The sequence below is a fragment of the Streptomyces candidus genome, from assembly GCF_014207445.1.
Classification (GTDB): Bacteria; Actinomycetota; Actinomycetes; order Streptomycetales; family Streptomycetaceae; genus Streptomyces; species Streptomyces candidus.
Genome location: NZ_JACHEM010000001.1, coordinates 696,468 through 711,327 on the forward strand (window position 1 = coordinate 696,468; position 14,860 = coordinate 711,327).

General features: G+C 73.3%; 10 protein-coding genes. 3 read left to right on the forward strand and 7 right to left on the reverse strand.

Translation table 11 applies throughout. The features are described from left to right. Window positions 1-30: 30 nt before the first annotated feature. Window positions 31-732, reverse strand: coding sequence for a nitroreductase family protein (locus HNQ79_RS03050; protein ID WP_185026473.1), 702 nt, complete (start codon window positions 730-732; stop codon window positions 31-33). A gap of 150 nt (window positions 733-882) precedes the next feature. Between HNQ79_RS03050 and HNQ79_RS03055 the strand changes: the two genes are divergently transcribed. Together HNQ79_RS03055 and pepN are read left to right on the forward strand one after the other, a co-directional pair. Then, complete coding sequence (locus HNQ79_RS03055) at window positions 883-1,911, forward strand: aspartate-semialdehyde dehydrogenase (protein ID WP_185026475.1); 1,029 nt, start codon at window positions 883-885, stop codon at window positions 1,909-1,911. Between the two features lie 252 nt (window positions 1,912-2,163). Next, window positions 2,164-4,743: an aminopeptidase N gene (pepN, locus tag HNQ79_RS03060; RefSeq protein WP_185026476.1), complete on the forward strand. Its 2,580-nt coding sequence runs from the start codon at window positions 2,164-2,166 to the stop codon at window positions 4,741-4,743. Between the two features lie 169 nt (window positions 4,744-4,912). Here pepN and alc read toward each other — a convergent pair whose 3' ends face one another. The 6 genes from alc to HNQ79_RS03090 form a co-directional block, all read right to left on the reverse strand. After that, the gene (alc, locus tag HNQ79_RS03065) at window positions 4,913-6,052 is read right to left on the reverse strand and encodes an allantoicase (protein WP_185026478.1); all 1,140 of its coding nucleotides are present in this window, start codon (window positions 6,050-6,052) and stop codon (window positions 4,913-4,915) included. A 298-nt stretch (window positions 6,053-6,350) separates the two neighbouring features. After that, on the reverse strand, window positions 6,351-7,268 hold the full coding sequence (locus tag HNQ79_RS03070; RefSeq protein WP_185026481.1) for a LysR family transcriptional regulator: 918 nt from the start codon (window positions 7,266-7,268) through the stop codon (window positions 6,351-6,353). Then, a complete protein-coding gene (locus tag HNQ79_RS03075; RefSeq protein WP_185026484.1) occupies window positions 7,265-8,212 on the reverse strand; it encodes a DMT family transporter in 948 nt (315 codons plus the stop codon). Before HNQ79_RS03075 ends, HNQ79_RS03070 begins: the two co-directional genes overlap by 4 nt. 199 nt (window positions 8,213-8,411) lie before the next feature. Next, the gene (locus HNQ79_RS03080) at window positions 8,412-8,642 is read right to left on the reverse strand and encodes a hypothetical protein (RefSeq protein ID WP_185026486.1); all 231 of its coding nucleotides are present in this window, start codon (window positions 8,640-8,642) and stop codon (window positions 8,412-8,414) included. A 20-nt stretch (window positions 8,643-8,662) separates the two neighbouring features. Further along, the gene (malQ, locus tag HNQ79_RS03085; RefSeq protein WP_185026488.1) at window positions 8,663-11,278 is read right to left on the reverse strand and encodes a 4-alpha-glucanotransferase; all 2,616 of its coding nucleotides are present in this window, start codon (window positions 11,276-11,278) and stop codon (window positions 8,663-8,665) included. Then, on the reverse strand, window positions 11,278-11,514 hold the full coding sequence (locus tag HNQ79_RS03090; protein ID WP_185026490.1) for a hypothetical protein: 237 nt from the start codon (window positions 11,512-11,514) through the stop codon (window positions 11,278-11,280). Before HNQ79_RS03090 ends, malQ begins: the two co-directional genes overlap by 1 nt. Window positions 11,515-11,791: 277 nt before the next feature. Between HNQ79_RS03090 and HNQ79_RS03095 the strand changes: the two genes are divergently transcribed. Beyond that, window positions 11,792-14,719, forward strand: a complete 2,928-nt coding sequence (locus HNQ79_RS03095; RefSeq protein WP_185026626.1) for a glycoside hydrolase family 84 protein — start codon at window positions 11,792-11,794, stop codon at window positions 14,717-14,719. Window positions 14,720-14,860: the final 141 nt, after the last annotated feature.

Consider the following 14,860-nt stretch of genomic DNA (forward strand, 5'->3'; position numbering starts at 1 on the left):
TTCCGGCCCGCCCCTTGCGTGTGCCCGCGGTCAGACCTCGACGAGCACCTGGTCCAGGGACTTGCGCACCAGGTCCGGCACCACGCAGTCGTCCGCCGGGTAGCCGACCGGGATGACCGCGAAGGCCTTCTCGTTGACCGGGCGCCCCAGCACCTCGGCGAGGAAACGCATGGGGCTGGGGGTGTGGACGAGGGCGGCGAGGCCGGAGAGATGGAGGGCGGAGAGCAGCATGCCGACCGCGATGCCGACGGACTCGTCCACGTAGTAGTGCTTGCGCTTGGTGCCGTCCTCGGCGAGCCAGTAGCGCTGCTGGAAGACGACGATCAGGGCGGGTGCGTCGGTGAGGTGGGGCTTGACGTCGTCGGTGCCGAGCGGGCGCAGGGCTTCGAGCCACTCCTCGCCGAGGCGGCCCTCGTAGGAGACCTGCTCCTCCGCCTCCGCCGCCTCACGTATCCGGCGGCGTACGTCCGGGTCCTTGACGAGGACGAAGGTCCAGGGCTGCTGGTGGGCGCCGGAGGGGGCGGTGGCGCCGCACGCGATGGCGTCGCGTACGACCTGCTCGGGGACCGGGTCGGTGGAGAACTGCCGGACGGTGCGGCGCTCGTCCATGCGGGCCCTGAGTTCGGCGGCACGGGCCAGGGATGCGGCGGCGTCCATCCGGGCGGGCGTGTAGGGAACCGGCCGGTAGGGGTCGCCGTGGGTCGGTGTCCACTTGTTCTTTGTCACAGACATGGCCAGAGCATGGCCGGGGCAGGGGCCCCCTGTCCCGTACTTCGGACAATCGATTGGACAAGGCGGAGCGCACCTCCCGCATCATGGGTGCCAACGCCGCAGGTCGTCGCGGATGCGACAGAGCCTGCGTACACAGACTGAGGAGTCACCGTGAGGGTCGGAATCGTCGGAGCCACCGGTCAGGTCGGCGGAGTAGTGCTGCGCATCCTCGCGGAGCGGAAGTTCCCGGTGCGGGAGCTGCGGCTGTTCGCCTCCGCGCGGTCCGCCGGGAACACCCTGGAGTGGGACGGCAAGCCGGTCACCATCGAGGACGCCTCCACGGCCGACTACACCGGGCTGGACATCGTGATCTTCTCGGCCGGCGGTGCGACGTCCAGGGCGCTCGCGGAGAAGGTCGCCTCGCAGGGCGCCGTCGTCATCGACAACTCGTCGGCCTGGCGGCGCGACCCCGAGGTTCCGCTCGTGGTGTCCGAGGTGAACCCGCACGCGGTCGCCGACCGGCCCAAGGGCATCATCGCCAACCCGAACTGCACCACGATGGCTGCGATGCCGGTGCTGCGCCCGCTCCACGACGAGGCCGGTCTGACCGCGCTGATCGCGACCACCTACCAGGCCGTCTCCGGTTCCGGTCTGGCGGGCGTGGCCGAGCTGGACGGCCAGGTGAAGCAGGTGGTCGACCAGGCGGCCGAGCTCACCCACGGCGGCGACAAGGTCGAGCTGCCGGAGCCGAACGTCTACAAGAAGCCGATCGCCTTCAACGTGCTGCCGCTCGCGGGCAGCATCGTCGACGACGGTTCCTTCGAGACCGACGAGGAGCAGAAGCTCCGCAACGAGTCCCGCAAGATCCTGGAGATCCCGGACCTGAAGGTGTCCGGCACGTGCGTGCGCGTGCCCGTGTTCTCCGGTCACTCGCTCCAGGTGAACCTGCGATTCGAGCGGCCGCTCAGCGTGGAGCGCGCATACGAGCTGCTCGGCGGCGCCCCGGGGGTCGCCCTGTCCGAGATCCCGACGCCGCTGGAGGCGGCGGGCCAGGACGTGAGTTACGTCGGCCGCATCCGGGTCGACGAGACCGCGGAGAACGGACTCGCCCTCTTCCTCTCCGGCGACAACCTGCGCAAGGGCGCGGCACTGAACGCGGTGCAGATCGCGGAGCTGGTGGCGGCGGAGCTGAAGGGCTGACGCGGACGCGCCGAGAGAGGGCGGGGCGCAATCCTTCGCGGATTACGCCCCGCCCTCCGCCGTGGCGCGGACCCGTCCGGCGACTGCGGCCGCGGACGGGCGCGCGTGCGCCGCGCGAGCAGGGCACGGGCGGGGCACGGGCACTTCGGCCCGCACCCCGCGTACTCCCCGGGCAGCACCGCCATGGTCACCGGCGCCCGGTGGATTGGTGGAAGGATGTCTGCGAACGTCACGATCCGAGGAGATGACAGGGTGCCCGGTACCAATCTGACCCGCGAAGAGGCGCAGGAGCGCGCGCGGCTGCTCACGGTGGAGGCGTACGAGGTCGAGCTGGACCTCAGTGGTGCGCAGGAGGGCGGTACGTACCGCTCGGTGACCACCGTGCGTTTCGAGGCGGCCGAGGACGGGGCGGAGAGCTTCATCGACCTGGTCGCGCCGGCCGTGCACGAGGTCGTGCTGAACGGTGAGCCGCTGGACGCCAAGAGCGTGTTCGCCGACTCGCGGATCGCGCTGGCCGGTCTGCGGGGCGGCGCCAACGAGCTGAAGGTCGTCGCGGACTGCGCGTACACGAACACCGGTGAGGGCCTGCACCGCTTCGTGGACCCGGTCGACGAGCAGGCGTATCTGTACACGCAGTTCGAGGTACCGGACGCACGCCGGGTGTTCGCCTCGTTCGAGCAGCCCGATCTGAAGGCGACCTTCCAGTTCACCGTGAAGGCCCCGGCGGGCTGGACCGTGATCTCCAACTCACCGACGCCCGAGGCGCCCGCGGACAACGTGTGGGTCTTCGCGCCCACGCCGCGGATCTCCACGTACATCACGGCGCTGATCGCCGGCCCGTACCACGCGGTGCACTCCACGTACGAGGGCCCGGACGGGCAGTCGGTGCCGCTGGGCATCTACTGCCGTCCCTCGCTGGCGGAGTTCCTGGACGCGGACGACATCTTCGCGGTCACCCGGCAGGGCTTCGACTGGTTCCAGGCGAAGTTCGACTACGCCTACCCGTTCGCCAAGTACGATCAGCTCTTCGTGCCGGAGTTCAACGCGGGCGCGATGGAGAACGCGGGCGCGGTCACCATCCGCGACCAGTACGTGTTCCGCTCGAAGGTCACGGATGCCGCGTACGAGGTGCGGGCGGAGACGATCCTGCACGAGCTCGCCCACATGTGGTTCGGCGACCTCGTCACGATGGAGTGGTGGAACGACCTGTGGCTGAACGAGTCGTTCGCCACGTACACCTCGATCGCCTGCCAGGCGTACGCCGAGGGTTCGAAGTGGCCGCACTCCTGGACGACGTTCGCCAACTCCATGAAGACGTGGGCGTACCGCCAGGACCAGCTGCCCTCCACGCACCCGATCATGGCCGAGATCCGCGACCTGGACGACGTACTGGTCAACTTCGACGGCATCACGTACGCCAAGGGCGCGTCCGTACTGAAGCAGCTCGTGGCGTACGTCGGCATGGACGAGTTCTTCCGTGGTGTGCAGGCGTACTTCAAGGCGCACGCGTTCGGGAACACGCAGCTGAGCGACCTGCTCGGCGCGCTGGAGGAGACCAGCGGGCGTGACCTGGCGACCTGGTCGCAGAAGTGGCTCCAGACGGCCGGCATCAACGTGCTGCGGCCGGAGATCGAGACGGACGAGGACGGTGTCATCACGTCCTTCGCCGTCCGGCAGGAGGCGCCCGCGCTGCCCGCCGGCGCCAAGGGCGTCTCCACACTGCGCCCGCACCGCATCGCGATCGGCCTGTACGACCTGGACGCGGCCGGGAAGCTGGTGCGCACCGACCGGGTCGAACTGGACGTCGACGGCGAACTGTCCGTGGTGGACGCCCTGGTGGGCCGGGCGCGCCCGGCGGTCGTCCTGCTGAACGACGACGACCTGTCGTACGCCAAGGTCCGGATGGACGACGAGTCCCTCGCCACCGTCATCCAGCACCTCGGCGACTTCACCGAGTCGCTGCCGCGGGCCCTGTGCTGGGCGTCCGCCTGGGACATGACGCGCGACGGCGAACTGGCCGCCCGTGACTACCTGTCGTTGGTGCTGTCGGGCATCGCCAAGGAGTCGGACATCGGCGTCGTGCAGTCGCTGCACCGTCAGGTGAAGCTGGCGATCGACCTGTACTCGGCGCCGTCCTGGCGCGAGGCCGGGCTGACGCAGTGGACGGACGCGACGCTCGCCCACCTGCGGGCGGCCGAGCCGGGCAGCGACCACCAGCTGGCGTGGGCGCGGGCGTTCGCGGCGACGGCGCGCACGCCGCAGCAGCTGGACCTGCTGCGGGGCCTGCTGGAGGGCAGCGAGTCGGTCGAGGGCCTGGCCGTGGACACCGACCTGCGGTGGGCGTTCGTCGGCCGGCTGGCGGCCTGCGGGGTCTTCGACGAGGAGGAGATCGCGGCGGAGCTGGAGCGCGACAACACCTCGGCGGGCAAGCAGCACGCGGCTTCGGCGCGGGCGGCACGGCCCACCGCGGAGGCCAAGGCGGAGGCGTGGGCCTCGGTCGTCGAGTCCGACGCGCTGGCCAACTCCCTCCAGGAGGCGGTCATCGGCGGCTTCGTCCAGACCGATCAGCGCGAGCTGCTCGCTCCGTACACGGAGAAGTACTTCGCGGCGGTCAAGGGCGTGTGGGAGTCCCGCTCGTACGAGATGGCGCAGCAGATCGCCGTCGGCCTCTACCCCGCGCTCCAGGTCTCGCAGGAGACGCTGGACGCGACGGACGCCTGGCTGGACTCGGCGGAGCCGAACGCGGCGCTGCGCCGGCTGATGTCGGAGTCGCGGTCCGGTGTGGAGCGGGCGCTGAAGGCGCAGGCGGCGGACGCGGCGGCGGCCTCCTGAACGGTGGCGCCTCCCGCGCGAGCAGTGCCATGTCCGCGGTGGCACTGCTCGCGTGAGCAGGGCCGTGTCACCGTGGCTCCTCGTGAGGTGCCGGCGGCGTGAGGTGGGATGACGGAGGGCCCCGGGGAGTGTGCACCGGGGCCCTCTGCCGTTCTTCTCGCGCCGTCGGCTACTGGCTCAGGTCCTCGTAGCGGGCGCGGAGTTCTGCGGTGCCCTGCTCGGTGACCGTGCCGTGCAGGCGCATGCGGGCGACGCCGCCGTCGGGGAAGGCGTCGAGCCGCACGTGGGTGGCGACGGCCTGCGCGGCGAGCTTGAAGCGGTGCAGGGTGTCGGGCTGGAGCTTGGTGCGGGGCAGGATCTCGAACCAGCCGCCGGTGTCGCCGTTGCGTCCGCTGAGCGCGATCCACCCGGCCGAGTTGCCCTTGAGGTACGCGGTGTCGATCTCGACGGCGCGGATGGCGCCCTGGGCGAGGAGCTTGAAGCGCACCCAGTCGTTGGTGTCGCGGACCCGGCGGCGGCGGTTCTCCCAGCCGTCGTCCATCTTGCGGGACGTGCCGGGGAGGATGATCTGCGTGGGCGAGGAGTAGAACTTGTCGGACGCGTCCTCGTAGGTGCCGCCGTTCTGTACGGCGACCAGGTCGACGGTGCCGAGGAGCTGCAGCCACTCGGGGTCCGGGACGACCTCGCCGTGCACGCGCAGGCGGGCTATGCCCCCGTCGGGGTGCTGGCAGACGCGTACGTGGGTGAAGCGGCGCTCGGCGGTGACGGTGAACGCGTTGGCGGCGTGGCCCTTCACCGGGGTCACCGGGACGATCTCCTCCCACTTGACGTCGGGGGCGAGGAGTTCCCCGGCGCTCGGCGAGCCCTCGACGGCGGTGGCCTGCACGCTGACGCGCTGCGGGTAATTGCCGCGGAAGTGGGCGGTGTCGACGACGATGCCGCGGATGACGCCGGGAGCGCCGAGGCGGACGAGCGCCCAGTCGTGGTCCTCGGGCTCCGGGAACGGGTTCGCGGCGTCCGTACCGCGACGGCGGCGGGTCTCCCAGCCGTCCATGATCTTGCCCTTGTGCCCGAAGTGCTCGGGGTCGAAGACGGCGCGTTCACGGATCAGGAGGTTCTCCCGCTCGGCGAAGAACTCGTCGTTGGCGGCGAGGACACCGGCACCGAGGCGGCGGTCGGCGAGGTCCACGAGCTCGGTGAAGGGCAGACCGGCGGTGAAGTCCCGGTAGTCGGCGTACGGGTCGCCTCCGGCGTAGGGGGAGGCGTCGTTGGCATGGGGGTCGGCAGCGTTCACGTCGGTCGTCGTCATGCCTCGACTGTGCCGACCGCCAACCCCTCAGGTCCATCGAAAGTTTCCGCAAAGCCTTTTAAGCAAATCCGAAAGGTCCTGTGCCCTCGGGCAGCGCTTGTGCAACCGGGCCGCCCACCCGTGTAGCCCCCTCGGGCGGCGGGGCCACACGCGGTAGCCCCCTTTGGGCGGCGGGGCCACCCGCCCCCGGGGGCGGAACGGGCGGGCAAGGGGGCGGCCCCCCACCGGCCGTGCGCCCCCCAACCCGCCCCGTGCCCCCCGCACAACCCCCTCACCGCACAACCCCCGACCCGCCCCCTCATCCCCGCTCCCCCGCGATCCCCCGCAACGCCCCCAGCACCCGCCCCACCCCCGCCCCTTCCTCCGCCCCCCGCCGCACCGCGGCGATCACGTGCCGGCGGGGCTGGTCCGCCTCCAGGACGCGCATCACGACGCCCGCCCCCGTCCCCCGGCCCCGCTCCGCCACCGCCATCCGCGGCACCAGTGCGACACCCATGCCTGCTTCGACCATGGCGAGGATCGCCGTCCACCCCGCCGCGCTGTGCGCCTGTTCCGGTACGAAGCCCGCCGCCTCGCACGCGGCGCGCGTGATCTCCGACCACGGTCCGCTGCCGCCGAAGATCCACGCCTCCCCGGAGAGGTCCGCCAGCCGCAGGCCGGGCGTGGCGGCGAGCGCGTGCCCCGCGGGGAGCGCGACGTCGAGGGGGTCCGCCAGCAGCGGGATGCGGGCGAACTGCGGATCGCGGACGGTGGGGGCGTGTGCGGCGAGGGACAGCGCCAGGTCCACCGCGCCGTCCGAGAGGAGTTCGTACGCCTCGGCCGCCTCCGCCTCCCGTACCCGCACGTCGAGCCCCGGATATGTTTCCCGCAGCCGCCGCACCGCCGGGACGACGAGGGCGGGGACGGCGGTCGAGAACGCCCCGATCCGCACCTCCCCGCTCTCGCCCCGCCCGTACCCCTCCAGTTCGGCCTCGGCCCGTTCCAGTTGCGCGAAGACGACCTCCGCGTGCCGGAGCACGAGGTGGGCCGCGTCCGTCAGGCGCACCCGCCGCCCGTGCGCCTCCAGCAGGGTCACGTTGAGCTGTTTCGCCAGATTGGAGAGTTGCTGGGAGACGGCGGACGGCGTCATCAGCAGCGCCTGTGCCGTCGCGGTCACGGTGCCGCGGTCGCGCAGGGTGCGCAGGATCCGCAGCTTCTTGATGTCCCACTCGGTCATGACCGCAACCTACGTCGGCCGGCACCGCCGCCTGCCGCGCCCAGTACCACTCCCCCGAGGATCAGCACCATGCACAGGATCTGGAACGGGCCGGTCCGCTCACCCAGGACGGCGTACGAGAGCAGTGCCACGCACAGCGGCTGGAGGTAGTAGACGACTCCCGCGCGGGCCGCGCCGATGAGGGAGATCGCCTTGTTCCAGGCGAAGAAGGCGATGGCGGAGGAGAAGAAGCCGACGTAGAGCAGCGGGCCGACGGTGCCGGGACGGGCCTCGAAGCCGCCCTGGACGGCGAGGCTGACGCCGTACACGGGGGCGAGCATCAGCGCGCCGAGGACGAAGGTGGTGAAGAGGAGGGCGAGTCCGCCGAGTCCGGCAGGCCTGCGGCGCAACAGGGCGCTGTACGAGCCGAAGCACAGGGCGGCGGCGATCATCCAGAACGCGCCGGCGGACAGGCCCGGGGAGAGCGAGCCCTTGCTGACCAGGAGCAGCACTCCGGCGCAGGCGACCACCATCCCGATGACACGGAGGACGCCCAGACGCCTGCCGCCGAGGCGCTCGTACACCGCCATGACGACCGGCGAGGCCGCCATGATCATTCCCATGGTGCCGGCGGGGGTGTCGAGTCCTGCCTGGTTGACGAGGGTGTTGTAGGCGGTGACCCCAAGGAGCGAGGCGAGGGTGAGGAAGCCCAGGTGGCGGCGGATCAGGGCGCGTTGCCGCCAGGTCTCGCGAAGCGCGAGGGGGGCGACGGCGACCAGGGCGACGATCCAGCGCCAGAAGGCGGCCTGGACGGGCGGGACGGAGTCGTGCAGTCCGCGCGAGGTGACGAAACTGCCGGACCAGACGACGGTGGCGACGGCGGCGAGGAGCAGGCCCAGGCCCACCCCCTTCGCCGCGGTTCCCCCGGTGGTCCCCGGTGTACGGATACGGTCCAGAACTGCCATCGCTGCTCCCCCAAGGTGATCGGTGATCCCGGTACGGGTTCCACCGTCACCCCGGAGGGTCGTTCAGGTCCATCGAAACTATTCGACGAGACCCTTCAGAAAAAACGAACAATGAGGGGTCCGGACAACGCGACGAGGGCGTCGGCGTCCCGCACCGGAGTGCGGGCCGCCGACGCCCTCGAAGGAGCGGGAGCCGCCGTCAGACCTGCTTGCGCGACTTGTCGAGCACCATCACCAGGCCGGCGATGACCACGAACAGCGCGATCGGCAGCACGACGAACAGGCCGAGGGTCTCGGCGACGCTCAGGCCGGGGCCCGGGTCGTCACCGTCGTCCCGTACGACCGCGAGCGCGGGAGACGACAGGAGCAGCATCATCAGCGTCGTACCGGTCGCGACAGCGCCGGCGCGCAGAGCGTTCTTCTTGTCCACGGTGCAAAAGTAGCGAACGGCTATGCCGGCCGCGCGCCCGGGGGTGCCGTAAGGGGTCCGGCCGCCTGCCGGGCGTCCGCCGCGAGCACCCCCATGAGGCGGTGCAGCCGGGGTGAGGCGGCCAGTTCCTCCAGGGTGACCGGGCGGCCCTCGGCGTCGGCGACGGGCAGCCGCCAGTTGGGGTACTGGTCCCAGGTGCCGGGGAGGTTCTGCGGGCGGCGGTCGCCGACCGCGTCAGGCAGCCAGACTCCGACCATCCGGGCCGGGGTGCGCAGCAGGAACCGGTACACGGCGTGGATCTGGGCCTCCTCGCCCGCTCCGGCACCCTCGGGCAGCAGTCCGAGCCGGGTGAGGTACGTCAGCCAGTCGGTGACCTCGGCCGCGTCCTCGGCGCGTTCCTGGGCCAGCGGGCGGGTGAGCAGCCCCAGCCGGTGGCGCAGCGCGACGTGGTCGCCGGTGAGGCGGGCGGCGGTGGACGGGAGGTCGTGGGTGGTCGCGGTGGCGACGCAGCCCTCGCGCCAGTCCCCGGGCGCCAGTGGGCGGCCCGTACCGGCCCAGTCGCGCTCGAACCACAGCACGGAGGTGCCGAGAACGCCGCGGGCGGCCAGAGCGTCGCGCACGCCCGGTTCGACGGTGCCGAGGTCCTCGCCGATGACGGCGGCGCCGGCCAGGTGGGCCTCCAGAACGAGGACCGCGAGCATGGCCTCCGCGTCGTATCGGACATACGTTCCGTCGGTGGGCGGCAGGCCCTCGGGTACCCACCACAGCCGGAACAGACCCATGACGTGGTCGATGCGGACCGCTCCCCCGTGCCGCAGCAGGTTGCGCAGCAGGCCGCGGTAGGGGGCGTAGCCGGTGGCGGCGAGGGCGTCGGGCCGCCAGGGCGGCAGGCCCCAGTCCTGCCCGAGTGCGTTGAACGCGTCGGGGGGCGCGCCGACGGACATGCCCCTGGCAAAGTAGCCGCCCTGCGAGGGCGACCAGGTGTCGGAGCCGCCGGGGTGCACACCCACGGCCAGGTCGTGGACCAGACCCACGGACATGCCGGCATCGCGGGCGGAGCGCTGGGCGGCGGCGAGCTGACAGTCGGTGAGCCAGGCGAGACGGCAGTGGAAGTCGATGCGCTCGTCCAGCGCGGCACGGGCCCGGCGGGTGGCGGCGGAGCTGCTGTCGCGAAGCTCTTCGGGCCACTGGTGCCAGTCGCCGCCGTACTCCTCCGCGAGGGCGCACCAGGTGGCGTGGTCCTCCAGGGCCTGGCCCTGCTCGGCGAGGAAGTCGCAGTAGGCGGCCCGGCGGCCGGGGCCCAGCGGCACCGCGGCGACGATCTCCAGAGCCTGCTTCTTCAGGTGCCAGACGGCGTCCCGGTCGAGGTGGGCGCCTTTGTGCAGCACGTCGGCCCGCAGTTCGGCGGCGCGGGCGAGCAGGGCGTCCAGCCGTTCCCGGCCGGCCGGGTCGGTGACGTACCCGAACTCCGGGACGTCCTCGATCCGCAGGTGCACGGGGTCGGGGAAGCGGCGGGAGGAGGGCCGGTAGGGCGACGGGTCGGTGGGCGTTCCGGGCACGGCGGCGTGCAGCGGGTTGACCTGGACGAATCCGGCCCCGAGCGAGCGGCCCGCCCACCCCGCGAGCTCCGCGAGGTCGCCGAGGTCGCCCATGCCCCAGGAGCGCGCGGACAGCAGCGAGTAGAGCTGCACGAGGAAGCCGTGCCGGGGGCCCTGCGGTTCGGGTACGCGCGCGGGGGCGACGACGAGATGGCAGGCGGCCGCCCGCCCGTCGGGCAGTGCGGCTTCCAGGCGGTGCACGCCGAGGGGGAGCTGCGCCCAGTGGTCGTCCTGGGGCACGGCGGCGGGGGTCACGGGCAGGGGGGCCTGCCGCGCGGTGACCGCCGGAGCAGGGTCCGGGTGGACCGGATCCGGGTGGACTGGCCCCGCGCGGTCCGGAGCCGGGTGGACCGGGTCCGGGTGGACCGGATCCGGGTGGACCGGCCCCGCGCGGTCCGGAGCCGGGTGGACCGGGTCCGGGTGGACCGGATCCGGGTGGACCGGCCCCGCGCGGTCCGGGTCCGGGAGGGACGGGTCGGCCGGCGTCAGGTCCGGGTGCGGAGCGTCCGTCGGCGCAGAGTCCCCTCGGAGCGGGCCTCCGGACGGCGAGTCCGCCTGCATGGAATCGCGCAGCGCGGAGTCGCGGTGCGCGAAGTCCGGCTGCTCCGCGGCCCGTGCGGGGTCCGGTGCCGGGGTGCCGGGGTCGGGGCCAGTGGGGGCGTCGGGGCCCGTGGCGGGGCCGGGTGGGAGCTGCCACTGCCTCGCCTCGCCCTGTTCCGTCGCGACGCGCAACCGCGTTCCCGGGGGCAGGGCGGCCAGTGCGTCCGGGAGAATGCGGGCGTCCCGCCACAGGGCGAGGGTGGGCGGCAGGATCAGGCTGCTGCCGGTGCGGGCGGCGTCGTCGTGGGCGGCGAGGGCGGCGTCGATCGCGTGCGGTGTGCCCGCGTCGACGTCAAGTGCCGCGAGGACCGCGACGACGGTGGTGTCCGGGACCTGGACGATGCGGTCCTCGGACGGTGCGTAGGACGTGGCGACGCCGTGCAGCGCGGCGAGCCGGGCGAGGCCCGTGGCCTCCGCCCCCCTCCCTCCTGCGGTCATCAGACTCCCGGGTACTCCGTGCCGGACGCCGTCCCGTAGGACGACGGCTCGCTGGTCAGTGGGGTCGCGTCGGTGAGCGGCGGTTCGCTCGTCAGCGGCGCGGCGTCGGCGAGCGGCGGCTCGCTGGTGAGCGGCGGTTCGGCGCAGCCGCAGGCACAGTGGCCGTCGAGCCCCGAATCGGGGCCCGAGACCTGTTTGGAGAGGGCCGGGACGAGGAGCTGGGCGGAAGCGGCCACTGGGGCCTCCTTCGGTGGCGGGGCGTGGACAAGAGCAGCCATACCCAGAGGGCGCAGCCGCAGACATGTACGGCCGTACAACGTGAGCCGCGTCACAAGAGTTCCGATGGCGGGAGTTGGCGCAAGAAGTTGAAGGAACGGGACGTACGGCCGCAGACTGTCCGGCACGTGCGCCGCCGCGCACGCGACATCGTCCTTCCCGCATTGACACCCCTGGCGGACGGGTGATGGGCTCGCGCCCGTAGACACCAGAGCGATGACCACTGAGGAGTACGGCGTGCAGCTGGGGCGCAGAAGGGGAGCGACCGCCGTCGCGTTCGCCGTGATGGGCGGCCTGCTCGGCGGCGCGCCGGGGGCCCTTGCCGCACCGCCCGCCCCCGACGTCCCCGCTCCCGCCGCCCGGGACCTGGAGAGCGTCGCGGGGCCGGTGCCGGTGTGGCCGCGCCCCCAGTCGATGCGGGCCGCCGGACGGGGTGTCGTGGTGGGTGACCAGGCGGTGCTGGTGGTGGCGCCGGGCACCGACCCTTTCGCCGTGGACGCGCTGCGGAGCGTGCTGCGGGGTGCGGGCGCCCACACCCTGTACGAGGTGGCGCCGGGCGAGGCACTGCCGCCGCGCGGTCTGGTCGTACGGGCGGGGGACGCCGAGGACGCCCTGAAGGCGCTGCGGGCGCCCGCGCGCGCGGACCTCCCTGCGGGCGGTTACCGGCTCGCGGTCGGGCAGGTCGCCGGGCGGGACACCGTGGCCCTGGACGGGGTCGGCGCGGACGGCATGTTCCACGCGGCGCAGACGCTGCGGCAGCTGGTGCGGGGCGACGCCGTCGCGGGCGTGGTCGTACGCGACTGGCCGGGCACCGCGGTGCGCGGCATGACGGAGGGGTTCTACGGCCGTCCGTGGACGACGGAGCAGCGGCTCGCCCAGGTCGACTTCATGGGGCGTACGAAGCAGAACCGGTACCTCTACGCGCCCGGCGACGACCCGTACCGCCAGGCGCTGTGGCGTGAGCCGTACCCGGCGGCCGAGCGTTCCTCGTTCCGGGTGCTGGCCGAGCACGCCCGCCGCAACCACGTGACGCTGGGCTGGGCGGTCGCACCGGGGCAGGCGATGTGCATGTCGGACGACCGGGACGTCAAGGCTCTGGTCCGCAAGGTGGAGTCGATGTGGGCGCTGGGGGTGCGGGTCTTCCAGCTCCAGTTCCAGGACGTCAGTTACAGCGAGTGGCACTGCGGGCAGGACGCCGACGTGTTCGGCTCCGGCCCCGAGGCGGCGGCGAAGGCGCACGCGCGCGTGGCGAGTGCGGTGGCCCGTCACCTCGCCGCACGGCACCCGGGTGCCGAGCCGTTGTCGATGATGCCGACGGAGTTCTACCAGGACGGCGAGACCGCCTACCGGCGCGCGCTGGCCGCCGAGCTGGACGGGCGTGTACAGGTCGCGTGGACAGGCGTGGGCGTGGTGCCCAGGACCATCAGCGGACGCGAACTGGTGACCGCCCGGTCCGCGTTCGGGCGTCCGCTGGTGACCATGGACAACTACCCCGTCAACGACTACGCGCAGGACCGGCTCTTCCTCGGCCCCTACACGGGCCGGGAACCTGCCGTGGCGGGCCAGAGCGCCGCCCTGCTGTCCAATGCGATGGAGCAGCCGTCCGCGTCCCGTATTCCGCTTTTCACGGCCGCCGACTTCGCCTGGAACCCGCGCGGTTACCAGCCGCAGGAGTCGTGGCGGGCGGCCGTCGAGGACCTGGCGGGCGGCGACGCGCAGGCCCGCGAGGCGATGCTGGCGTTCGCCGGCAACCACGCGTCGTCGATCCTCGACCCGGCGCACGAGTCGGCGTACCTGCGGCCGCTGATCGACGCGTTCTGGAAGTCCCGGCCGAGCGGGGACCGGGCGCTGCGCGACGCGGCAGCGCAGCGTCTGCGGGCGGCGTTCACGGTGATGAAGGAGGCCCCGCAGCGCCTGGGGCCGGCGGCCGACGGGTCCTTCGACGACGAGGTGCGGCCCTGGCTGGAGCGGTTCGCGCGGTACGGGGCGGCGGGCGAGCAGGCCGTCGACATGCTCCAGGCGCAGGCCGCCGGGAACGGTGCGGCCGCCTGGGGGCACGCGCGCGCTCTGAGCACGTCCCGCGAGGAGCTGAAGGCGCCCCGGGTGACCGTCGGCAAGGGCGTGCTCGACCCGTTCCTGTCGAAGGCGGAACGGCAGGGCGCGGCATGGACGGGCGCGGACCGCGAGCCGGGCACGGTGACGCGCGGCGAGAGCACGTACACGGTGCGCCTGAAGCACCCGCGCCCGGTGACGGCGGTGACGGCGATGGCCACCCCCGGGCAGACGGACACGGCGGTGGAGGTGCACGTCCCCGGCGAGGGCTGGCGGCGGATCGGCGCGCTGAGCGACGACGGCTGGACGCAGACGCCGGTGGGCGGCACGCGCGTGGACGCGGTGCGGCTCGCGTGGACGGGCCGTGTCCCGGCGGTGGAGCGGCTGGTGCCGTGGTTCGCGGACGAGCCGGAGGCCACGCTCACCCTGTCCCGCGGCGAGACCGACGCGGAGATCGGCGGGCCGGCAGCGCGCGTGCTGGCGGCGCTGACCGGTCAGCGGCCCGGCGAAGTGCGCGGCGGCCTGACGGCGAAGGCGCCCAAGGGCATCGAGGTGCTGGTCCCGAAGGCGACCGTGGTGCCGCGCGGCACGGACACCTCCGTACCGCTGGAGATCAAGGTCGCCAAGGGCACGCCGGCGGGCGAGTACCGCATCCCGGTGTCGTTCGCCGGCGGTGCGGAGCAGGTGCTGACCGTACGGGCGGCCCCGCGCACCGCCGGCCCGGATCTGCTGCGTACGGCGCGGGTGTCGTCCTCGGGCGACGAGACGGCCGACTTCCCCGCGGCGCACGCGGCGGACGGCGACGCGGGGACGCGCTGGTCCTCGCCCGCGGGTCCGTCCGCGTGGTGGCAGGCGGAGCTGCCGGAGCCGACGCGGCTGGGTCAGGTCGTCCTGACCTGGCAGGACGCCCATGCGAAGGCCTACCGCGTGCAGGTGTCGGCGGACGGCCGGAGCTGGCGCACGGCGGCCACCGTCCGGGACGGCAGGGGCGGCCGGGAGACGGTCCGCTTCGATGCGCGGGACGCAAAGTTCGTACGGGTGCAGGGAGACGAGCGGGCGACCCGGTTCGGGTACTCGCTGTGGTCGGTGGAGGCGTACGCGGTCGCCGAGTAAGGGCTCCGGGCAGGGCCGTGGGGGGGGGGGGGGGGGGGCCCCCCCCCCCCCCCCCCCCCGGCCCCCCCCCCCCCCGGCCCCCCCCCGGGCCCCCCCCCGGGCCCCCCCCCCCCCCCCCGGGGGCGGCGCGCCCCCGCCGGC